Origin of the sequence: Actinoplanes utahensis (assembly GCF_016862455.1) — a bacterium.
GTDB lineage: Bacteria > Actinomycetota > Actinomycetes > Mycobacteriales > Micromonosporaceae > Actinoplanes > Actinoplanes utahensis.
Genome location: NZ_BOMZ01000037.1, coordinates 126457 through 147688, shown reverse-complemented (window position 1 = coordinate 147688; position 21232 = coordinate 126457). Strand labels below are relative to the sequence as shown.

Genomic DNA, 21232 nt, shown 5'->3' with positions numbered 1-21232 from the left:
GGCGCGAGCGGGCCGTCAACGGGTCACAGCCGCTCGATGATCGTGACGTTGGCCTGGCCGCCGCCCTCGCACATGGTCTGCAGGCCGTACCGCCCGCCGGATCGTTCCAGCTCGTGCAGCAGGGTGACCATCAGGCGGGCGCCGGTCGCGCCGAGCGGGTGGCCGAGGGCGATCGCGCCACCGTTGACGTTGACCCGGGCGGGGTCGGCGCCGGTCTCCCGCAGCCAGGCCAGGACGACGCCGGCGAACGCCTCGTTGACCTCGAAACGGTCGATGTCGCCGATGGTCAGGCCGGTGCGGCGGAGAGCGTGGGCGGTGGCCGGGATCGGGGCGGCGAGCATGAGCACGGGATCGTCGCCGCGGGCGGAGAGGTGATGGATCCTCGCCCGTGGCCGCAGGCCGTGGTCGCGAACCGCCTGTTCGCTCGCGACCAGGAGGGCTGCCGCCCCGTCGGCGATCTGGCTCGCCGTGGCGGCCGTGGTCGTTCCGCCGTCGCGCAGCGTGGGCAGTCCGGACATTTTCTCCATGCTGGTGTCGCGCCTGGGGCACTCGTCGTCGCGTCCGCCGCATATCTCGACGCCGAACGTCCGATTTGCCAAAGCTTTGAGCGATTTCTCATGACTCAGAAATGCGTAGCGCTCCAACTCCTCGCGCCCCAGGGACCACCTGGCCGCAATCTCGTCCGCGCTGGCGAACTGATCGACGTTTGCACTCTTGTACCGATTCATCCAACCTTCGGCGTTCACATAGGGCCCCGCAGGCGCCATCGCGCTACTGATCGGCACCTGGCTCATGTTCTGCACTCCCCCGGCCACGACCAGATCCGCGGTCCCGCTCATCACCGCCTGCGCCGCGAAGTGCACCGCCTGCTGCGACGACCCGCACTGCCGATCCACCGTCACCCCGGGAACGTGTTCCGGCAATCCGGCCGCCAGCCACGCCGTCCGCGCGATGTCCCCCGACTGCGGACCCACCGTGTCGACACATCCCACAATGACGTCGTCGACCGCCCCCGGATCCACCCTCGTGCGCTCCATCAGGGCTTTCAGGACACCACCGGCGAGATCCGCCGGGTGGGTCGCCGCATGCATCCCGCCGCGACGGCCCACAGCGGTACGCACCGCGCCCACCAGATACGCCTCCACCGTTGACGCCTCCCCGCCCCATCGTGATAGAACGTGTTCTAACTTACCGGGATCGAGGTGCGCCGTGCACGTCGGATACTCACCCGAGCAGGAGAAGCTCCGCGCGTCCCTGCGGGACTACTTCGCCGCCCTGATGACCCCCGCCCTGCGCGCCGGCCTCGACGACGGCGACGGCGAGTACGGCGACGGCGCCGCCTACCGTCAGGTGGTCCGGCAGCTCGGCCGGGACGGCTGGCTGACCGTCGGCGGCCGATCCCGGCTCGACCAGCTGATCTTCGCCGACGAGGCGGCCCTGGCCGGGGTGCCGGTGCCGTTCCTGACCCTTTACACGGTCGGCCCGACGATCGCCCGCCACGGGACGCCCGCGCAGAAGGAGGCGCTGCTCCCCCGGATCGCGGCGGGCGAGGCGCACTTCTCGATCGGCTACTCGGAGGCGTCCGCCGGGACGGATCTCGCGGCGCTGCGGACCCGCGCGGTCCGCGACGGCGACTCCTACGTGATCAACGGCCAGAAGATGTGGACCAGCCTGATCCAGTACGCCGACTACGTGTGGCTGGCCTGCCGCACCGACCCGGACGCCCCTCGCCATCAAGGCCTGTCCATCCTGATCGTGCCGACCGGCGCGCCCGGATTCTCGTGGACCCCGGTGCGGACCGTCGCCGGCCCGTCCACCAGCGCCACCTACTACGACGACGTCCGGGTTCCGGCGTCCGCCCTGGTCGGCGAGGAGAACCAGGGCTGGCGGCTGATCACCGACCAGCTCAACCACGAGCGGGTCGCGCTCACCTCGGCCGCGCCGCTGCAACGGGCCCTGCGGGAGGTACGCGCCTGGGCCGCCGGCACCGGCCGGATCGAGCGGGAGTGGGTCCGGCTGCATCTGGCCCGCGTCCACGCGAAGACCGAGGCGCTGAAACTGTTCAACTGGCGCGCCTGCGTCTCCGACGGCTCCCCCGCCGCGACCCGCGCGTCAGCCGGGAAGGTCTACGGCACCGAACTGGCGATCGAGGCGTACCGGCTGCTGATGGAGGTGATCGGCCCGGCCGCCACGGTGCGGGCCGGATCGCCGGGAGCGGTGCTGGCCGGCCGGATCGAGCGGATGTACCGGGCCTCGCTGATCCTCACCTTCGGCGGCGGCACCAACGAGGTGCAGCGCGACATCATCGCGGCCGGCGCGCTCGGCCTGCCGGTCCGGCGATAGGAGCCCGAGATGGATTTCACGCTCAGTGGCGAGGCACGGGAACTGGCCGGACTGACCCGCGACATCGCCGGGTCCGGCCGCCCGCTGTGGCCGGCGCTCGCCGAGGCCGGGGTGCTGGCCGCGGCGCTGCCGAAACGGGCCGGCGGCGAGGGCCACGGCCTGCCGGAGCAGTGCGCGATCCTGATCGAGCTGGGCCGACACGCCGCAGGAGTCCCCTACCTGCCGTCGATCGTCGGGGCGGCCTCGGCGATCGCCCGGTTCGGGACCGACGAGCAGGTCACCGAGTGGGCCGCCCCGGCCGGGCGCGGCGAGCTGACCCTCACCGTGGCCGGCCCCGGCTCCACCCCGGCCGCCGCGGAGGCGGCGCTGGCCCTGGTGCCGGTGGACGACGAGATCGCCCTGGTCCGGCCGCAGGTGCAGCCGCAGGAGGTGTCCGGGAGTCCCGGCGCGGGACGGTTGGTGGCGGCGGCCGGCGGGGCGCAGCGGATCGCCGGGGCGGCGTGGCTGCGTGCCCGGCTGACCGTCGGCGCCTGCGCGACCCAGCTCGGCATCGTGGAACGCGCTCTCGAGATGACCGCCTCCTACGCCCGCGAGCGGATCCAGTTCGGCCGCCCGATCGGCTCGTTCCAGGCCGTGTCGCAGCGGCTCGCCGACGCGTGGATCGACGTGGAGGCGTTACGGCTGGCCCTGTGGCAGGCGGTGTGCGCCCCGGAACCGGCGGAGATCGCCACCGCCGGGTTCTGGGCCGCGGAGGCCGGGCACCGGGTGCTGCACACCGCCGTCCACGTGCACGGCGGGGTCGGCATCGACATGGATCATCCGCTGCACCGCTACGTCCTGGCCGCCGAGTACCACGAGTTCCTGCTCGGCGGCGCCACCAGCCAGCTGCTCGACCTGTCCGAGGTGTTGTGAGTGAAGTTCACCCTGGGAATCGCCCTGAGCCCCCTCGACCAGCTGACCGGGCTGGCCCGGACCGCCGAGGAATGCGGGTTCGCCTCGATCGCGCTGCCGGATTCGCTGTTCTACTCCGAGCACGTGTCGGCGGACTACCCGTACACGCCGGACGGCAGCCGGTTCTGGAACGCCGACACGCCCTGGCCCGATCCGATGGCCGCGGCCGCCGCGATGGGCGCCGTCACGTCACGGATCCGGTTCTACACCCAGGTCCTCAAACTCGACCCGCGCAACCCGCTGCTGCTGGCCCGGCAGGTCGGCACGGTGGCGGTGCTGACCGGCGACCGGTTCGGGCTCGGCGTCGGCCTCGGCTGGTCACCGGAGGAGTCACACTGGTGCGGCACCCCGTTCCGGGACCGCGGGGCCCGCGCCGACGAGGCGATCGAGGTGCTGCGCCGGGTGCTCGCCGGCGGCATGACCGAGTTCCACGGAAAGCACTTCTCCTTCGAGAAACTGCAGATGAGCCCGGCGCCGTCGGCACCGGTGCCGTTCTATGTGGGCGGGCACTCCGAACCGGCACTGCGCCGCGCCGCCCGGATCGGCGACGGCTGGTCCTCGGCGATGATGACGCTCGACGACCTGCGCTCCACCATCGCCCGGCTGGCGGAGCTGCGCGCCTCGTACGGCCGCGCCGACGTGCCGTTCGAGATCCAGGCCGTCTGCGTCGACCAGCGCGGCCTCGACGGCTTCCGCCGGCAGGCCGACATCGGCGTCACCGACGCGATCGTCATGCCGTGGCGCGACCCCGGCGCCGGGATCCAGCAGAAACGTGACGCCCTGAAACGCTTCGCGGAGAGGTTCATCGTTCCACTAGCGTCGGCCGGATGAGCGAACTCCCCTTTCTCGCCGACGGCCCCGCGCCCGGCGCCGACCTGAGCCTGTTCGGCCGGTCCACCGGCTCGTGGGCGCTCGACTGCACCGAATACGAGGCCGATGGCGGCACCACGGTGCGGCGCGGCGAATGGCATTTCGGGTACGCCCTCGGCGGCCACGCCACCACCGACGTCTGGATCCTGCCCGGCGTCGAACACGGCGTCAGCGTCCGGTTCCCCGACCCGTCCGCCGGCCCCGGCGTGTGGCGTTCCACCTGGATCGGCCCCGGCCGCCGCCGCGTGCACACCTTCCTCGCGAAACCCACCGCCGACGGCATCGTCCTGGACGGCGGCGACCTCCGCTGGACCTTCTCCGGCCTGCGGCCCGACACCTTCCACTGGCGCAACGAGGCCCGCGACCCCGGCGGCAGCTGGCGTCTCCAGCAGACCTTCACCGTCTGGCGAAACCCCTGACCACTTCTTTCGTACGCTCGACGGCCCCACAACCGCAACGATCGCGTACCCGAGAGTCCGCGCGAGGCGGGCGGGACACCGGACCGCCACGCGGCCACCGGGCGGAAGCGGTGGTCACCGGACGGCAGCGCTCAGGAACCGCTCGGCCGACGTGCGCAACCGTTGCTCGTACCGGGCCGACAGCCACCCGGCGACCGGGAAGACGGCCACCCCGAACCAGGCCCACCACGCGACGGCGATCGCCAGATGGACCGCGAGCACGGTGAACGCCCCGAACAGCAGCAGATGGGTGACCGTGCCCGCCCGGCGCCGCCGCCACCGCCGGGCCAGCCGGATCGCCACCTCCCGCAGCCGGGGGTCGGCCGGCGGCTCCGCGCGAGCGACGGCCCGGACCACCGTCTCCTGCTCGGCGTCGGTGAGGTCACCGAACACGCGCCGGTGCCCCGCTCGCATCAGCGGCCACAGCAGCAGACCGCACAGCAGGCCGCCGACCACATGGATGCCGGCCTGCGTGACCGTCCGCGGGCCGTCGGTCACGAAGAAGTACATGAATCCGGCCCACATCAGACCGGTGATCAGGCAGCGGCTCCACAGTGGCCAGGTCCGCGGGTCGGCACTCATCCAGGTTCCTGACGGTGAGGTGAGCGGCCGGCTCTCCGGGAGACGGCGCGGGGAGCCGGCCGGCGGGTATCGATACGCGTGTTACCCATTGATCGATCCCGTTCAACCGGCACACCGGACTTCCGGCCACCCGCGTCCGGGTCACGCCGCGCCTGGCGAGGCCGACGGTGCACGGGGTGGCGCGGAACCGGAACGAACAACAGCCGATCGGTCCTGTCGCGCGAGTACCACCGCTCTTACGATCTTGCGGTGTCTTTCTACGTTCGCTGGGCGATCCGCCGCGTCTTCGGCGGCCCCCTGCCCGCCACCCCCGATTTCGAAGCCGACGAACAGCTGCTGATCCGGGACGACGTTCTCCGGCAAGCACGGGAACGGCTGCTGCGTGACCGGGACTGGCGGGTGGCCCGGGACGCGATCGAGGCCGCCGGCCAGGACTGGGCGCTGCGTAATTACCGGCTCGGCATCTTCGCGGGGCTGGCGGGAGCGGACGACGAGTGGTTCGACGGCTGGATGCGTGCCGAGCCGTCGAGCCCGGCGGCGAATCTGATCTGGGCGGAGGTGCTCAGCACGCGGGCCGGCGCGGCGCGGGGCGCGGCTTCGGCGAACAAGACGTCAGCGGAGCAGTTCCGCAGCTTTCAGGTTCTGTCGGAGAAATCCGCGGCGACCGCCCAGCGGGCGCTGGAGCTGGCCCATCCGAACGATCCGGGACCCCTCGAGGTGCTGATGAGGTCGTGCTTCGCCGCCCATGGGAGGGGCCTGGAGGAGCTGTACGCCGAGGCCCGGCGCCGGGACCCGCACTTCTTCGAGACGAACAAGCTCGCGGTCATGCTGACCTGCCAGAAGTGGTACGGCTCGCACGAGCTGATGTTCAACGTGGCGCGTTCGGCGGCCGAAGCGGCGCCGCCCGGCCACAAGACGGTCCTCCTGCCGATCTTCGCCCACTTCGAGTTCGCGATGCGCGAGTTCGCCTGGGAGGACGACAGCGACGAGGCGCAGCGGGCGGTCCGCCGTTACTTCGCCCGCCCCGAGGTGCAGCAGGACATCGACCGGTGGATCGCCAGGTTCCGGGCGGCGCCGCCCGTCTCCGAGCAGCTGTCGGCGGTGCGGCAGTGGATGGCCGCGTACTACAGCCTGACCGGTCGCCGGAAGGAGGCGAAGGTCGTGTTCGACGAGATCGGCCCATACGTCCGGCCGGGTTACGAGTGGAACTGGTTCTGGGGCGGCCGGGAGTACGGCTACCTGAGGAGCTGGTGGTGGGCGAACGGCGTGGGCGGCGCCTGACCCCGCTCAGAGGACGATGACGGCGCGGCCGGTGAGGGAGCCGGCCGCGAGTCTCGCGTACGCCTGCTCGATCTCGCCGAAGGCGAACTCCTCCACCTGGTTGTGGATCAGGCCGGCGCGGGCCAGCCCGATCACGTCCTGCGCGTCGGCGATCGACGAGCCCTGGAAGGTGAACACCTCGCCGTCGCGGGGCAGCGCGGAGAACCACGGTTTCCCGAGTCTGCCGCCGGCCGAGCCGATCAGCCCGTAGGCGCCGCCGGTGCGGACCGCCGCGACCCCGGCCGTGATCGTCTCGTCGGTGCCGACGAAGTCGAGCACCACGTCCGCGTCGCGGGTGCCGGAAGCGGGCGTGGCGTGGTGTGCGCCGATCGACAGCGCGTGGTCGCGGCGTGCCGGCGAGGGGTCGACCGCGACGACCGTGGCGGCGGTGAGGATCCGCAGGAACTGGACGGCGAAGGCGCCGAGCCCGCCCGCCCCGATCACCACGGCCGTGCCGCCGGGGGTGACCCGGGGCAGCGCGCGCCGGACCGCGTGCATGGCGGTGGCGCCGGCGTCGGTGAGCGGCCCGGCGTGGCGCGGGTCCAGATCGCCGAGGGGCAGGAGGGCCCGTTCGTCGTCGACGAGCACGTGATCGGCGAGGCCGCCGTCGCGCCCGTACCCCCGTCCGGTGAGGCCGTGCGGGCAGCCGCTGTCCTGGCCGCGGAGGCAGTGCCGGCAGGCGCCGCAGGAGGCCGGTGACACCAGCGCGACCGGTTCGCCGGTGGACGCGACCCATCCGGCGATCTCGTGACCGAGGGTGAACGGCATCCGCCAGCCGAGCGCGGCGCCCGCGGCCTCGGGGACGTGCCGCATGGTCAGGTCGGAGCGGCAGAGCCCGCATCCGGCGACCCGGATCAGGGTCTCGCCGGGCCCGGGCGCCGGGTCGGGCGCCTCGACGGTTCGTGGTGGTGCGCCCCAGGCGGTCATCCGGTATGCCAGCACGCCCTCCAGAGTGGAACTTGTTATCACGGCTCGTCAAGGTGACATTGACCCGAAACTAGAACGAGTTCTATTGTCGAGGTGTGCTGACGAAGCCGTTCGCGGAGGCGATCCAAGAGGCCGAGAAGATCATCACCACGGCCCCGCACGTGCACGATGATCGGGACCTCGCCGAGGGCTACGACTACCTGGCGGGCAGCATCCGCGCGTCGGTGCAGATGGCGTGGGCGTACCAAAAGGAGTTCCCCTATTTCGTACGCTCCACCGGCCCCCACACGAAGATGGGCCTGGACAACCCGGACACCCTGTACTTCCACGCGTGGCTGCGCGACGACGCCGAGTACCTGGTCACCGGCGTGCGCGGCAGCACCGTGGACCTGAGTTTCCAGATCCTCGACGGCGACTACTCGCCGATCGCGGTGCCGGGCAGCCTGGCCGCCTTCGACGACCGCGAGATCGTGACCGAGCCCGACGGATCGTTCCGGATCTGGCTCGGGCCGGGCCTCAAGGGCGCCGGGATGCTGGTGGTCCGCGAGGTGTTCAGCGACTGGGCCGCCGAGCGCCCGGGCATGCTGCGCATCCAGCGCGCGGACCGGATCGGCGCGGCCCCGCCGCCGCCCACTCTGGACGAGCTGACCAAACGGTACGGGGTGGCCGGCAAGATCCTGATCAGCCGGCTGCGCACGTTCCTCGCCTTCGCCGAGCGGTTCTACCTGCACCTGCCGGTCAACACGCTCACCGCTCCGCGGTCCACTCCCGGCGGGCTGACCACCCAGTTCTCCTCGGTCGGCCACTACGACCTGGACGACGACCAGGCCATGATCGTCACGGTGCCGGCGAGTGACGCGCCCTATCAGGGGATCCAGCTGGGCAGCATGTGGTACGTCTCGCTGGACTACGTCAACCACCAGACCAGCCTCACTCGTGACCAGGCCCGGATCGATCCGGACGGCATGATCCGCTACGTGATCAGCGAACGCGACCCGGGCGTCGCGAACTGGCTGGAGCGCACCGGCCACCGCCGGGGTTACGTGCAGTTGCGCTGGCAGCGGCTGTCCCGGGAGCTGACCGCGGCCGACGGCCCGGCGGTCGACATCGTGGCCGTCGACGACCTGCCGAAACGGTTACCGTTCCACACCCCGGTCGGGCCGGTGGCGTGGCGTGAGCGGATCGCCGCCCGGCAGGCCGCCTGCGCGGCCCGGATGCTGGGCTGACCCGGTGCTGCTGGACGGCAGGGTGGTGCTGGTCGCCGGGGCCGGGCCGGGGCTCGGCGCGGCCGTCGCCCGACGGGCCGCCGCGCAGGGCGCGTCACTGGTGCTCGCCGCGCGGACCGCGCCGGCCCTCGACGAGATCGCGAAGACGGTCGACGGGCCGGTACGCGCGGTGCCCACCGACCTGAACGACGACGGGGCCCTGCGGCAGCTGATCGACGCGGCGCTCGCCGAGTTCGGGCGGATCGACGTCCTGATCCAGAACGCGTTCACGATGCCGCCGATGGGCACCCTCGGCCGGGTCGATCTCGACGGGATCGGACAGGGGCTGCACGACAACGTCATCACGGCGCTGCGTGTCGTCCGCGCGGCGACCCCGGCGCTCGTCGCGTCGCGGGGCTCGATAGTGGTCGTCAACTCGGCGGTGCTGCGGCACTCCCGGCGGCCGTTCGGGCCGTACCGGCTCGCGAAGGCGGCCCTCCTCGCCGCCGCGCAGAACCTCGCCGGCGAACTCGGCCCGAAAGGCGTCCGGGTCAACTCGGTGGCGCCCGGCTGGATCTGGGCCGATCAGTTGCGGGGCTGGTTCGAGTTCCAGGCGGCCCGGCGCGGGGTGCCGGCCCGGCAGATCTACGACGAGGTGGCGGCGCAGACCGATCTGCGGCGGCTGCCGGAGCCGGACGAGGTGGCCGACGCGATCCTGTTCCTCGCCTCCGACCTGGCGCGCGGGATCACCGGGGCGTGCCTCGACGTGAACTGTGGGGAGTTCCACCATTGACGACGAGCGCGCGCACCGACGTCGGGACCGTCGAGGATCTGCACGCGTCGGCGGCCAGGCTGACCGGGCTGGACGACTTCGGGGACGGTGACGGGTACGCCGAAGGGCTGCGGGTGCTGCTCCGGTCGTACGCCGGGGAAGCGGCCCTCACCCCCGCCGGCAGCAAGCGGACCCGCGGCCTGTTGCGCGGCGCCCTGGTCTCGCGCCTGCTCGCGGAGGCGGCGTGGCGGGAGTTCCCGGAGCATGCCCGCGTCGCGATCGAACACCCGGTGTTCGTCACCGGCCTGCCGCGCACCGGGACCACCGCCCTGCACCGGCTGCTCACCGCCGACCCGGCGCACCAGGGGCCGGAACTGTGGCTCACCGAGGTGCCGCAACCACGGCCGCCGCGCGCCGAGTGGGAGGGTCATCCGGTGTTCGCGGCGCTGCGCGAGGCGTACCGCGACGCCGGCCTGGACGGGGTGCACCACATGCGGCCGGAGCGGGTGGAGGAGTGCTGGCGGCTGCTCTGCCAGTCGATGACCTCGGTGTCGTTCGAGTGCACGGCGTACATCCCGGGCTATGCGGCGTGGCTCGACGGGCGGGACTGGACGCCCGCCTACGCCCGGCACCGCCGCAACCTGCAACTGATCGGCCTGCGCGATCAGGGGCGGCGGTGGGTGCTGAAGAACCCGAGTCACCTGTTCGCGCTGGACGCCCTGTTCGCGACGTACCCGGACGCCATGGTGATCCAGACCCACCGGGATCCGCGAACCGTGATCGCCTCGGTGTGCAGCCTCACCGAACGCGCCTCGGCCGGCTGGTCCACGGTGTTCGGCGGGCCGGTGCTGGGCCGCGCGCAGCTGTCGCTGTGGTCGCGCGGGCTGCGCCGTTTCCGCGCCGACCGGGCCCGGCACGATCCGGCCCGGTTCATCGACGTGCGGCATGCGGATCTCGTCGCGGATCCCCGGGGCACGGTCGAGATGATCTACGACCGGCTGGGCGCGCGGTGGTCCCCCGGCGCGCGGTCCGCGGTGGACGAGGCGATCCTGCGGGGTACGCCCACCCCCGACCACACCTACGACCCGGCGGCGTACGGCCTTACCCCCGCCCTGGTGGACGCCGCCTTCGCGGGGTGACAGCCGCGGCTGAGGCACGTCCCCCGTGCCGGCCGGTCTCGCGGCTCTCGGGATGATCGGGGCGGGTGTGACGCTGTGGCGGCGGTCCGCCGTGACCGCGCCGACGTCCACCGGGGTCTTCACCGTGCTGCCGACGCTGCTGGTGGCCGTGATCGCGGTGGCGACCACGACGACCGCGATGAACCCGGAGCTCGCTCTACCGGCGTTCTTTCCGGGCGCCTGCCGATTCCGTAAGTTTCGGGGACACATTCCGCAAACTCTCGGAGTCGATCTCTTAAGGTTGCCGTCGACCTGCGAATTTTGGACGCTGCAATTCCGGAATGTTTCCGGAAGTTGTTGACAGTGTGGCGTGGCGCATCCAATACTCGCTGACAGCAGGGATCGCTCACTGTCGATCTGAGGCCCGATTCCCCACCGGGCTCCCCCAGGAGGTCGAAGCGCCATGCCACACCGTCCCGTCCGCCGCCTCACCACCCTTCTCGGCGCCGCGTGCGCACTCACGATGATCACGGGTGGCGCCGCCCACGCCGGCGCCACGACCACCACGGCCCAGGCCGCCGCCTGCACCGGCTACGTCGGCCTGACCTTCGACGACGGGCCGCAGACCGGCAGCACGCCGAGCCTGCTCGCGGCCCTGCGCAACAACGGCCTGCGGGCCACCATGTTCAACCAGGGCCAGTACGCCGCCGCCAACCCCGCCCTGGTCCGCGCCCAGGTCGACGCCGGGATGTGGGTGGCGAACCACAGCTACACCCACCCGCACATGACCCAGCTCAGCCAGAGCGCCATGGACTCGGAGATCGCGCGGACCCAGACCGCCATCGCGAACGGCGGCGGCGGCACCCCGCGACTGTTCCGGCCGCCGTACGGCGAGACGAACGCGACCCTGCGTGCGGTCGAGCAGAAGTACGGCCTCACCGAGATCCTCTGGGACGTCGACAGCCAGGACTGGAACAACGCCTCCACCGAGGCGATCGTGGCCGCCGCCGGCCGGCTCACCAACGGCCAGGTCATCCTGATGCACGACTGGCCGGCCAACACGATCGCCGCGATCCCGCGGATCGCGGCGGGCCTCGCCGCCCGCGGCCTGTGCTCCGGCATGATCTCGCCCACCACCGGCCGCGCCGTGGCGCCCGACGGCGGCACCACCACCCCGCCGCCCACCGGCTCCTGCACCGCGACCCTGTCCGCCGGGCAGTCGTGGAGCGACCGCTACAACCTCAACGTCACCGTCACCGGCTCGAACAACTGGACCGTGACACTGAACCTGCCGTCCCCCGCCAGGGTCATCAACACCTGGAACACCGCGGCGACCTGGCCCACCGCGCAGCAGATGGTCGCCCGGCCGAACGGCGGCGGCAACACCTTCGGCCTCACCGTCCAGACCAACGGCAACCGGACCTGGCCGTCGGTCTCCTGCTCCGCCACCTGACCACCCACCCCGTTCCCACCACGGCGCGGCGGCCGTCCCCACGGCCGCCGCGCCACCCTGCCTGTCCGGCTTGTCCGGCTGGTTGTCACGGCTGTCTCAACCCCGGGGGTGACCGTGACTCAGCCGCCTTCGCCGGCAGGGACCTCGTTACCGATCCGTTACCTTGATTCGCGAACTGGGCCGCCCGCCGGAGGATCACACCAGTGTCAGATCATCCACGGGGAGGAACGGTTCAGTCATGCGCACAAGGCACCTCGCCGTCGCACTGCTCTCCACCACGCTGGTGACGGCTTTCGCCACACCCGCCCAGGCGGCCACCACCGGGGTGGCGTACGTCGCCGGCACGCCGGACGGCTTCAGCACGATCCAGTTCAAGGCCGCGACCGGCAAGGCCAACCGGATCGTCGTCACGAACGGGCCGAGCCACCACTACATCACCATCGACGACACGTTCCCGATCAAGCCCGGCAAGTTCTGCAAGCAGGCCACGGGTGACAAGACCAAGGTGCACTGCGGCCTGAGCGAGAACAACAGGTTCATCGAGATCGCCACCTACGACCGGGACGACACCGTCACCAACAGGACGACGTCGAAGCTCGTCGCCCACGGCGGCACCGGCAACGACACGATCACCGGCGGCGCCCGCGGGGAGGTCCTCTACGGCAACGACGGCGACGACCGGATCTACGGCAACGGCGGCGACGACCACATCCTCGGCGGCAACGGCGGCGACGTCCTCCACGGCGGCGCCGGCAACGACCGGCTGATCGGCGGCAACGGCAAGGACGAGATGTACGGCGGGGCCGGCCGCAACCACATCGGCTGACGGCCGGTGAGTTCGTCGCCCCCTGCCCGCGCCGGCACGAATACGGTCGGCGGGTCCTGACACCCGCCGGTGGCCCGGGTAGCGACAGCGGGCCGTTGCCACCCGGTGAGCCGGGCGGCAACGGCCCGTCGGCCTTGCCTCCAGGGCACGGGACCGCGGTGGCTCGTACCGGCGGAAGAACGGGGTCACGGGCGCTGGAAGGCGCGGATGCCGGTGACCACGACCTCGCCGTCACGGAAGGTGATGCTCCAGGTGTGGATGTTGACGACGCCGTCCGTGTCGTCCGGCAGGCGCATCATCTGCCGGACGTAGACGTGCCCGCGAGCCGGCTCGGACTGGCCGTCCCCGAGATAACCGCCGCCCGGGAACAGCCGGAAGAAGCTCGGCCGCAACCCCTGGAGATTGCGGAACCGGGACCGCTCGTACGCCACGATCTCGGGGTGCCGCGGATCGACGTCGGCCAGCCAGGCCGCCTCGTCGCCCGCGCTGAACGCCGCCGCGCGCCGCTCCAGCAGCTCGTCCACCAGCCGCTGCCGCCGCTCCGGCGAATCCGGCGACGCCCCCGCTCGGGCACCCGACGGCTCGTCGGCGTCCACCGCCATGAACCCGATCACGGCGGCGACGGCGAGCGCCAACCCGCCGGCCCAGCCCTGCCACCGGCGTCCCGCCGGCACCTCGCGCACCGCTTCGTCAGGCACTCGAATCCCCCGGTCCGCCGAACCCGCCGAGCATATCGAAGTTCATCCGCCTCCGGGTCGGCGAAGCGAACAGACGTCAGGAGCCCCGGCGGGGAGCGGCGACCCGGGCGGCGGTCAGTTCGGCGTCCAGTGCGGGTCGCGGCCGATGAAGCCGATCAGGCGGGCCTGCGGGTCGGCGTCGGCGGGCACCGGGACGGCCGGGCCGAACTGCCCGGAGGCGCGGAGCATCGCGTCCATCGGCTCCATCCCGGCGAGCAGGTCGGCGCACTGGCCGGCGTCGAGGGTGGCGTCCTGGCCGGTGGCGCGGGCCAGGTCCCAGGTGTGCAGGAAGACGTCGGTGGTGTAGAAGCGATCGATCGCCTGATCCAGCGGAACATCGCCGATGTGCGGGTTGCGGAACGTCCGGTTCGCGGTCTCCGGGTCGACCAGCAGCTCCTGCACGGCGGCGCGCTGGACGTGCCAGGCCTGGACCGGGTCCTGGTCGGCCCCGGGACCGGCCGGCAGCGTCACGCCGGCACCGCCGGCAAGGAAACCGGGCAGCCACTCGACGAGGTGCCGGACCACGTCCCGGGCGGTCCAGCCGGGCACGGGCGAGGGGGCGTCCCAGTCCTTCGCGCCCTCGACGCGGGTGGTGAAGTCGGCGGCGATCTGGTGGTGGCGCTGCGCGGGAGACGGGTCGGCTGACGGCATCGGCGGCATCCTTTTCCGGTATCGGGCAGTTTCAACTCGCAAGTTTAAACCACGAGGCCGTCCTGGAAAAGAAAAAGTGTGCACGGTTGAAAACCGCACACACTTTCAGGTTCTTTCAAGGCCCCGGAGATCGAATTCCGGGGCCGTTTTCACCGCGCGCGGCTCAGATCGTGCGGATGTTCTCCGCCTGCGGGCCCTTCTGGCCCTGCGAGACCTCGAACTCCACGCGCTGGTTCTCCTCGAGGGTACGGAACCCGGACGTCGCGATGGCCGAGAAGTGCGCGAACACGTCGGGGCCGCCGCTGTCCTGGGTGATGAAGCCGAAGCCCTTGTCGCTGTTGAACCACTTCACGGTACCGGTGGCCATGATTTTCTCCTTGACAGCTGTGGAGCGCCGCACCGCGCGGAACTCCGCGTCGCCGTGTTGACTTCCCCCGAGAATCGACACCGACGAAAAACGCCTGAAGGGCTCGGATGCCCTGCAGGCGTCGGTCCACGTCGGCGAGATTCTGAAGTCTCAGGAAATCAAAACTGCAACGCGCCCAACGTAACACACGAATCGGGGAAGTGTCCGCCGAAACCGGCGGACCCGGGCGTAGGGTCGAAATCAGTGGCTCGGTCGTTGGAGGTGACATGCTCGTCTTCCGCGTGTTCCTGGCCGCTGTGCTGGCGCTGTTCACCGGGGTGACGGCCGCCTACGCCGCTGCCGGGCCACCCGCCGCCGGCATCCCGGACGCGGCGATGATCCAGCCGGACGATCTCGGCGGGGCGCGGCCCTACGCCGCCGACGACGAGAGCTTCCCCGCTCTGCGGCCGCCCCGGCCGTGCGGGCTCGCCGTCCGGGCGCCGGTCGCCGACCGGGCCGTCTCCGCGGTGATCGACGTGGACCAGGGGCCCGAGGTGGTCCTGGAGTACGTCGCCCTGCACCGCCCCGGCGGCGCCCGCGACTACCTGCGCGACCTTCGCACGGCCCTGCGGACCTGCGACGACGACACCTGGCGCCTGCTCGTCACCGCGCCCGACCGGCTGGTGCTGCGCTGGACCCGGTCGTGGGAGCACGTCGGCGAGCAGATCACCCATCACACGTTCGTGGCTATCGCCCGGACCGGCCCGACGATCGTGCTGGTCGCCGACGCCGGCTGGGAGACCGGCGACGGCGACCGCGACCGCGCCGAGAAGGTGCTCAGCCGAGCGCTACCGCGGGCGGCCGTCCTTCGTTGAACTGGGTCCGGTACAACTCCTCGTAACGCCCACCGGCCGCCAGCAGCTCGGTGTGGGTGCCCCGCTCCACCACCCGGCCGCCCTCGATCACCAGGATCTGGTCGGCGGCCCGGACGGTGGACAGCCGGTGCGCGATCACCACCGCGGTCCGGCCGTTCAGCGCCTCCCCGAGTGCGGCCTGCACCGCCTGCTCGGAGGTCGAGTCGAGGTGCGCGGTCGCCTCGTCCAGCACCACCACCCGCGGGCGGGCCAGCAGCAGCCGGGCGATGGTGAGCCGCTGCCGTTCCCCACCGGAGAACCGGTACCCGCGTTCCCCGACGACCGTGTCCAGCCCGTCGGGCAGCGATCGGATCAGGTCGTCGACGTGGGCCCGGCGCAGCACGTCCCACAGGTCGTCCTCGGTCGCGTCCGGGCGGGCCAGCAGCAGGTTGGCCCGGACCGTCTCGTGGAAGAGGTGCCCGTCCTGGGTGACCATGCCGAGCGACTGCCGCAGCGAGGCCGCGCTCAGGTCCCGGACGTCCACGCCGGCCAGGCGTACCGACCCGGATCCGGTGTCGTAGAGCCGCGGCAGCAGACTCGCCATCGTCGACTTGCCCGCTCCGGACGAGCCGACGAGCGCCACCATCTGGCCCGGTTCGGCGCGGAACGAGATGCCGTGCAGGACCTCCTCGCCGCCGCGGGTGTCCAGGGAGGCGACCTCCTCCAGCGAGGCGAGGGACACCTTGTCGGCCGACGGGTACGCGAACCGCACGTCCCGGAACTCCACCGACACCGGCCCGTCCGGCACCGGCTCGGCCGCCGGCTTCTCCACGATCAGCGGTTTCAGGTCGAGCACCTCGAACACCCGCTCGAAGCTGACCAGGGCGGTCATCACCTCGACGCGGGCGCTGGCCAGGCTGGTGAGCGGCGCGTACAGCCGGGTCAGCAGGATCGCCAGGGCCACCACCGCGCCCGGCTCCAGCTCCCCGCGCAGCGCGTAGAAGCCGCCCAGCCCGTAGACCAGCGCGATCGCCACCGCCGACACCGAGGTCAGCGCGGTGAGGAAGGTCCACTGGGCCATCGCCGTACGGACCCCGATGTCCCGCACCCGCCGGGCCCGGGCCGCGAACTCGGCCGACTCCGCCGCCGGATCGCCGTACAGCTTGACGAGCGTCGCGCCGGGCGCGGAGAACCGCTCGGTCATCTGCGTGTTCATCGCCGCGTTGTGCTCGGCCGCCTCCCGTTCCATCCCGGCCAGCCGGCCGCCCATCCGCCGGGCCGGCAGCACGAACACCGGCAGCAGCAACAGCGCGAGGACGGTGATCTGCCAGGAGATCCCGAGCATCACGACCAGGGTCAGCACCAGCCCGACCACATTGCCGACCACTCCGGACAGGGTGTCGCTGAACGCCCGCTGCGCCCCGATCACATCGTTGTTGAGCCGGCTCACCAGGGCGCCGGTCCGGGTACGGGTGAAGAACGCGACGGGCATCCGCTGCACGTGGTCGAACACCCGGGTCCGAAGGTCGAGGATCAGCCCCTCGCCGATCCGCGCGGACAGCGACCGCTGCACCAGCCCGAGGCCGGCCTCGGTCAGCGAGATCACCGCGATGCCGACCGCCAGCATGATGACGAGCCGCTCCTCGCGACCCTTCACGATGGCGTCGACGACCAGCCCGGCCACCACCGGCGTGGCCACCGCGAGGATCGCCGTCACCACGCTGAGCACCAGGAACCCGGCGAGCAGCCGCCGGTGTGGCCGGGCCAGCGCGAGTATTCGCCGCAACGTGGCCCGGGAGAACGGCCGTCTGTCGTCCTGCTGGTTCATGACGTGGTACATCGAGTTCCATGCGGCGAATTCCATGCTCATGGCCGCCACCAAATCAGGTGAACCGCAGTGCAGGTCAAGCCGATTTCAGCAAATGAATCGCGGTCAGCGCCGGTCGTAGGTGGGATCAGCGTCGCCGTAGTCGACGGCGCCGCCGTCCTCGTAACCGGCCGGGGATCCGGCCGGCGGCCGGCGCAGCGCCAGGGTGGCGTGCAGTTGGCCGAGCTGGATGGTGGTGTCGAGGTAGCGCCACACCGGCTCGTCGATGTCGTCCCCGGCCTCGACCTGGAGGCGGATGTCGGCGTAGGCCTGCTCGGCCTCGGCGGCGAGCTCCTGCGCGCGGACCTGGTGCTGGTCTGGTGTCATATCGACGAGCTTGGCATGTCTGCGCATGCCGTGCGGGCCCCCGGCACGCGCACGGCGTACCGGACCGGGTTTTCGTCAGAGCAGCTTGGGCAGCCTGGCGAGAGTCTCGTCGGCTTCGGTGACCAGATCGGACATCACCTCCGCGACCCGGCGGACCGCGTTCATCCGGCCGACGATCTGACCGACCGGCATCGGTACGACACTCGGGTCCCCGGACGCCATCAGCCGTTCGTGCGCCCCCGACACCAGCAGGTTCTGCAACGGCATCGGCAGCGGCCGGGGCGCGGCGTCCGCCGACCACGCCTCGGTCCAGCGGTTGCGCAGCAGCCGCGCCGGTTTGCCGGAGTAGATGCGGCTGCGGACCGTGTCGCTCGACGACGCCCGCAGCAGCGCCTCCCGCAGCGCCGGGCCGCTCTCGTACTCGCTGGTGCCGAGCCAGACCGACCCCATCCACACTCCGCGGGCGCCGAGGGCGAGCGCCGCCGCGATCTGCCGTCCGCTGCCGATGCCGCCGGCGGCCAGGACCGGCACGCCGACCGCGTCCACCACCTCGGGGATCAGCACCATCCCGGCGATCTCCCCGGTGTGCCCGCCGGCCTCGTAGCCCTGCGCGACCACGATGTCGACGCCTGCCGCGGCGTGGCTGCGGGCGTGGTCGGCCCGCCCGGCCAGGGCCGCGACCAGGAGGTTCCGGTCGTGGGCCTGGGCGATGACGTCGGGCGGTGGCGGGCCGAGCGCGTTGGCGATCAGCCGGATCGGGTGGCGCAGCGCCACCTCGACGTGGCTGCGGGCGACCGAGTGGAGCCAGCCGAGGACGCCGGGCCGCGGCTCACCGGACAGCGGCGGCACCCCGAGGCGGAGCAGGGTGCGGTCGACGAACTCCCGGTGGCCTTCCGGGATGAGTTCGCCGAGGTCCTCCGGGACGCCTTCGGTGGGGCGGGTGCTGGGCATGACCACGTCGACGCCGTACGGGCGGCCGCCGGTGGCCCCGTCCAGCCAGGTGAGGACGGTGTCCAGCTCATCGGCGTCGTTGAACCGGACGCACCCCAGCACGCCGAGCCCGCCGGCTCGGCTGATCGCCGCGACGACGTGCTCGGAGGGGCTGAACCCGACGATCGGGACGTCGATGCCGAGGAGGTCGCACAGGTCAGTCCGCATCGTTCTCCCTCGTCCAGGCGTGGGCCCAGCGGTAGTCGGCCTTGCCGCTGATGGTGCGCTGGATCCGGTCGACGAACCAGATCGCGCGGGGCGCCTTGAACCCGGCGATCCGCTGCCGGACCAGCGTGTCGAGGCCGTCCACGTCGGCCTTGGCGCCGTCACGCAACTGGACGAGCGCGGCCACCTTCTGGCCGAGCAGGTCGTCGGGGATCCCGATGACCAGGGCGTCGAACACGTCCGGATGGGATTTGAGGGCCCCTTCGACCTCCTCCGGGAAGACCTTCTCGCCCCCGGTGTTGACGCACGTGTTGCCCCGGCCGAGCAGGGTGATCGTGCCGTCGTCCTCGATCCGGGCCAGGTCGCCGGGCACGGCGTAGCGGACCCCGTCGACCTCGGTGAGCAGCTCCGCCGTCTTGGCCGGGTCGTTGTAGTAGCCGAGCGGCACGTGCCCACCCCGGGCCAGCCGGCCGATCACGCCCGGTGGCGCCTTCCGCCCGTGCTCGTCGATGACGATGGTGTCCGGGCCGGGCATGACCCGCGGGCCGTCGACGGCGCCACCGGCCACGTCGGCGACGATCCCGAGGCCGGTGAACCCGGTCTCGGACGCGCCGATCGCGTCGGTGACCATGACGTCCGGCAGCGCCTGCAGGTACTGGCGCTTCACCGACGGGGAGAACAGCGCGGCGCTCGACGAGATCGCCACCAGCGAGGATCCGTCGTGGCTGCCGGCCAGGTACGCCTCGATGATCGGCCGGGCCATCGCGTCGCCGATCAGCACGATCACGTTGACCCGGCGGCGTTCGACGGTGCGCCACACCTCCTCGGCGTCGAAGTGCGGCAGGAAGACGACGGTGTCGCCGGCGAACAGGCCGGCGAGGGCGGCCCACTGGGCGTTGCCGTGGATCAGCGGCGCCAGGCAGAGCCGGGTCATCGGGGGTGTCTCGGCGCCGCGCCGGCTCTGCGCCCACTCGTCGTCGAGGGGGATGCCGGTCATGAAGTCGATGCCGCCGCCGAGGACCCGCCAGACGTCCTCGTGCCGCCAGATCACGCCCTTGGGATAGCCGGTGGTGCCGCCGGTGTACAGCAGATAGATGTCGTCCCCGGACCGCTCCCCGAAATCCCGGCCCGGCTTTCCCGCCCCGACGGCGTCCGCATAGGAGACACCGGGGAGATCGGATCGGGAGCCGTCGGGCAGCGCGATCATCGTGGTCAGACCGGACGCGACGGCGCCGACCCGCTCCGACAGTCCGCGGTCGTGGATCAGCACGTCCAGGCCGGCGTCGGTGATCAGATACTGTAACTCGTTCTCGACATAGCGATAGTTGACGTTGACGACCACGGCGCGGAGCTTGTACACGGCGATCATGGCGACCAGTGCCTCGATCGAGTTGCCCGCGTAGAGCCCGACGTGGGCACCCTTGCCCACCCCTCGACTGCGCAGGAAATGGGCCAGACGGTTGGCGGTCTCCTCCAACTCGGCATAGGTGGCCGCACGCTCGCCGCAGGCCACCGCGACGCGATCTCCAAAGGCGTCGACCGCGTGCTCGAACAGGTCCGCAATATTGGCCGCCATCAACGCAAAGTAGAACCTGTTATCGTTCCGGGGCAAGGGTTGTGCACGGAGAGGGGAAAACGGGTGGACGCTCTCGTCGAGCAACGCGGGCCTGTCCTGATCGTCACGATGAACCGGCCGCACGTCCGCAACGCGCTCTCCGCCGAGATGCTCGCCGTGATGCGCGACGCCTGGGACCGCGCCGACACCGACCCGGAGATCCGGGTCGCGATCCTCACCGGCGCGGGCGGCGCGTTCTGCGCCGGCGCCGACCTGCGGGCGATGACCGGCGACCACCCCGGCGAGAGCTTCCGCAACGGCGGCGCCGACCTGTCCCGCATCGACGCGCTGCTCAAGGGCCGCCGCCTGACGAAACCGCTGATCGCCGCGGTGGAGGGCGCGGCCGTCGCCGGAGGCACCGAGATCCTCCAGGCCACCGACGTGCGGGTCGCCGGGGCGAGCGCCCGCTTCGGGGTGTCCGAGGCCCGCTGGGGCCTCTTCCCGCTGGGCGGCTCCGCGGTCCGGCTCCCCCGCCAGCTGCCCTACACGGTCGCCGCGGAACTGCTGCTCACCGGCCGTCACCTGAGCGCCGCCGAGGCCCGCGACATCGGCCTGATCGGCCACGTCGTCCCCGACGGCCAGGCGCTGAGCCGGGCCCTCGAGATCGCCGAGACCATCGCGGCGAACGGCCCGCTCGCCGTCCGGGCCATCCTGCGCACCATCCGCGAGACCGAGGGCCTGCCGGAGAACGAGGCCTTCGCCATCGAGTCCCGGATCGGGATGGAGGTCTTCACCTCCGACGACGCCAAGGAGGGCCCCCGGGCCTTCGTCGAGAAGCGCCGGCCCGACTTCAAAGGCGCCTAGATCCGGCTGGTCGTCACGGCTGTCTCGAAGGCCTCGAGACAGCCGTGACGA

Annotated in this window: 23 protein-coding genes; 13 read left to right on the top strand and 10 right to left on the bottom strand. The window is 71.8% G+C overall.

Annotation, left to right across the window (positions count from 1 at the left end):
- Nucleotides 1-23 precede the first annotated feature (23 nt).
- Nucleotides 24-1091, bottom strand: coding sequence for an acetyl-CoA C-acyltransferase (locus tag Aut01nite_RS13955; protein WP_052163804.1), 1068 nt, complete (start codon nt 1089-1091; stop codon nt 24-26).
- Nucleotides 1092-1209: 118 nt separating this feature from the next.
- Here Aut01nite_RS13955 and Aut01nite_RS13950 point away from each other — a divergent pair, with 118 nt between their 5' ends.
- The 4 genes from Aut01nite_RS13950 to Aut01nite_RS13935 are packed head-to-tail and all read left to right on the top strand — an operon-like array spanning nt 1210 to nt 4583.
- Entirely contained in the window at nt 1210-2343 is a 1134-nt protein-coding gene (locus tag Aut01nite_RS13950) for an acyl-CoA dehydrogenase family protein (protein WP_043525569.1), read from the top strand.
- Between the two features lie 9 nt (nt 2344-2352).
- Nucleotides 2353-3255 carry an acyl-CoA dehydrogenase family protein gene (locus Aut01nite_RS13945; protein WP_043525570.1) on the top strand — a complete coding sequence of 301 codons (903 nt, stop codon included), beginning with the start codon at nt 2353-2355 and terminating at the stop codon, nt 3253-3255.
- The gene (locus tag Aut01nite_RS13940; protein WP_043525571.1) at nt 3256-4125 is read left to right on the top strand and encodes a TIGR03619 family F420-dependent LLM class oxidoreductase; all 870 of its coding nucleotides are present in this window, start codon (nt 3256-3258) and stop codon (nt 4123-4125) included.
- Nucleotides 4122-4583 carry a hypothetical protein gene (locus Aut01nite_RS13935; RefSeq protein ID WP_043525572.1) on the top strand — a complete coding sequence of 154 codons (462 nt, stop codon included), beginning with the start codon at nt 4122-4124 and terminating at the stop codon, nt 4581-4583. The genes Aut01nite_RS13940 and Aut01nite_RS13935 overlap by 4 nt, the downstream gene beginning before the upstream one ends.
- A 114-nt stretch (nt 4584-4697) precedes the next feature.
- On the opposite strand, the gene Aut01nite_RS13930 is transcribed toward Aut01nite_RS13935, so the two are convergent.
- Nucleotides 4698-5204, bottom strand: a complete 507-nt coding sequence (locus Aut01nite_RS13930) for a hypothetical protein (protein WP_204037532.1) — start codon at nt 5202-5204, stop codon at nt 4698-4700.
- 249 nt (nt 5205-5453) lie between these two features.
- Here Aut01nite_RS13930 and Aut01nite_RS13925 point away from each other — a divergent pair, with 249 nt between their 5' ends.
- Nucleotides 5454-6485, top strand: coding sequence for a hypothetical protein (locus Aut01nite_RS13925; protein ID WP_043525574.1), 1032 nt, complete (start codon nt 5454-5456; stop codon nt 6483-6485).
- Nucleotides 6486-6491: 6 nt separating this feature from the next.
- On the opposite strand, the gene Aut01nite_RS13920 is transcribed toward Aut01nite_RS13925, so the two are convergent.
- Nucleotides 6492-7466, bottom strand: coding sequence for an alcohol dehydrogenase catalytic domain-containing protein (locus Aut01nite_RS13920; protein WP_043525575.1), 975 nt, complete (start codon nt 7464-7466; stop codon nt 6492-6494).
- A gap of 80 nt (nt 7467-7546) precedes the next feature.
- Between Aut01nite_RS13920 and Aut01nite_RS13915 the strand changes: the two genes are divergently transcribed.
- The 6 genes from Aut01nite_RS13915 (at nt 7547) to Aut01nite_RS13890 (ending at nt 12825) form a co-directional block, all read left to right on the top strand.
- A complete protein-coding gene (locus Aut01nite_RS13915; protein WP_043525576.1) occupies nt 7547-8677 on the top strand; it encodes a hypothetical protein in 1131 nt (376 codons plus the stop codon).
- Between the two features lie 4 nt (nt 8678-8681).
- Nucleotides 8682-9449 (top strand): SDR family oxidoreductase, encoded by a 768-nt coding sequence (locus Aut01nite_RS13910; protein ID WP_043525577.1) that lies wholly within the window; start codon nt 8682-8684, stop codon nt 9447-9449.
- A complete protein-coding gene (locus Aut01nite_RS13905) occupies nt 9446-10567 on the top strand; it encodes a sulfotransferase family protein (protein WP_043525578.1) in 1122 nt (373 codons plus the stop codon). Before Aut01nite_RS13910 ends, Aut01nite_RS13905 begins: the two co-directional genes overlap by 4 nt.
- 91 nt (nt 10568-10658) lie before the next feature.
- Complete coding sequence (locus Aut01nite_RS13900) at nt 10659-10907, top strand: hypothetical protein (RefSeq protein ID WP_152628733.1); 249 nt, start codon at nt 10659-10661, stop codon at nt 10905-10907.
- A 102-nt stretch (nt 10908-11009) separates the two neighbouring features.
- On the top strand, nt 11010-11999 hold the full coding sequence (locus tag Aut01nite_RS13895; RefSeq protein WP_043525580.1) for a polysaccharide deacetylase family protein: 990 nt from the start codon (nt 11010-11012) through the stop codon (nt 11997-11999).
- A gap of 238 nt (nt 12000-12237) precedes the next feature.
- On the top strand, nt 12238-12825 hold the full coding sequence (locus Aut01nite_RS13890; protein WP_043525581.1) for a calcium-binding protein: 588 nt from the start codon (nt 12238-12240) through the stop codon (nt 12823-12825).
- Between the two features lie 185 nt (nt 12826-13010).
- Here Aut01nite_RS13890 and Aut01nite_RS13885 read toward each other — a convergent pair whose 3' ends face one another.
- The 3 genes from Aut01nite_RS13885 to Aut01nite_RS13875 all read right to left on the bottom strand — a co-directional run bounded on the left by Aut01nite_RS13885 (nt 13011) and on the right by Aut01nite_RS13875 (nt 14580).
- Entirely contained in the window at nt 13011-13523 is a 513-nt protein-coding gene (locus tag Aut01nite_RS13885; RefSeq protein WP_161790646.1) for a hypothetical protein, read from the bottom strand.
- Between the two features lie 114 nt (nt 13524-13637).
- Nucleotides 13638-14213 carry a TIGR03086 family metal-binding protein gene (locus Aut01nite_RS13880; protein WP_043525664.1) on the bottom strand — a complete coding sequence of 192 codons (576 nt, stop codon included), beginning with the start codon at nt 14211-14213 and terminating at the stop codon, nt 13638-13640.
- Nucleotides 14214-14376: 163 nt separating this feature from the next.
- The gene (locus Aut01nite_RS13875; RefSeq protein WP_043525583.1) at nt 14377-14580 is read right to left on the bottom strand and encodes a cold-shock protein; all 204 of its coding nucleotides are present in this window, start codon (nt 14578-14580) and stop codon (nt 14377-14379) included.
- Nucleotides 14581-14846: 266 nt separating this feature from the next.
- Here Aut01nite_RS13875 and Aut01nite_RS13870 point away from each other — a divergent pair, with 266 nt between their 5' ends.
- Nucleotides 14847-15434 carry a hypothetical protein gene (locus Aut01nite_RS13870; RefSeq protein WP_043525584.1) on the top strand — a complete coding sequence of 196 codons (588 nt, stop codon included), beginning with the start codon at nt 14847-14849 and terminating at the stop codon, nt 15432-15434.
- Here the strand turns inward: Aut01nite_RS13870 and Aut01nite_RS13865 are convergent.
- The 4 genes from Aut01nite_RS13865 to Aut01nite_RS13850 all read right to left on the bottom strand — a co-directional run bounded on the left by Aut01nite_RS13865 (nt 15397) and on the right by Aut01nite_RS13850 (nt 20338).
- Nucleotides 15397-17283: an ABC transporter ATP-binding protein gene (locus Aut01nite_RS13865; protein ID WP_043525585.1), complete on the bottom strand. Its 1887-nt coding sequence runs from the start codon at nt 17281-17283 to the stop codon at nt 15397-15399. The two genes, Aut01nite_RS13870 and Aut01nite_RS13865, sit on opposite strands and share 38 nt — an antisense overlap.
- Before the next feature lie 63 nt (nt 17284-17346).
- A complete protein-coding gene (locus Aut01nite_RS13860) occupies nt 17347-17607 on the bottom strand; it encodes a hypothetical protein (RefSeq protein ID WP_043525586.1) in 261 nt (86 codons plus the stop codon).
- 75 nt (nt 17608-17682) lie between these two features.
- Nucleotides 17683-18765, bottom strand: coding sequence for an NAD(P)H-dependent flavin oxidoreductase (locus Aut01nite_RS13855; protein WP_043525587.1), 1083 nt, complete (start codon nt 18763-18765; stop codon nt 17683-17685).
- The gene (locus Aut01nite_RS13850) at nt 18755-20338 is read right to left on the bottom strand and encodes an acyl-CoA synthetase (protein WP_043525588.1); all 1584 of its coding nucleotides are present in this window, start codon (nt 20336-20338) and stop codon (nt 18755-18757) included. The genes Aut01nite_RS13855 and Aut01nite_RS13850 overlap by 11 nt, the downstream gene beginning before the upstream one ends.
- Nucleotides 20339-20401: 63 nt before the next feature.
- Here Aut01nite_RS13850 and Aut01nite_RS13845 point away from each other — a divergent pair, with 63 nt between their 5' ends.
- On the top strand, nt 20402-21181 hold the full coding sequence (locus tag Aut01nite_RS13845; RefSeq protein ID WP_173476681.1) for a crotonase/enoyl-CoA hydratase family protein: 780 nt from the start codon (nt 20402-20404) through the stop codon (nt 21179-21181).
- Nucleotides 21182-21232: the final 51 nt, after the last annotated feature.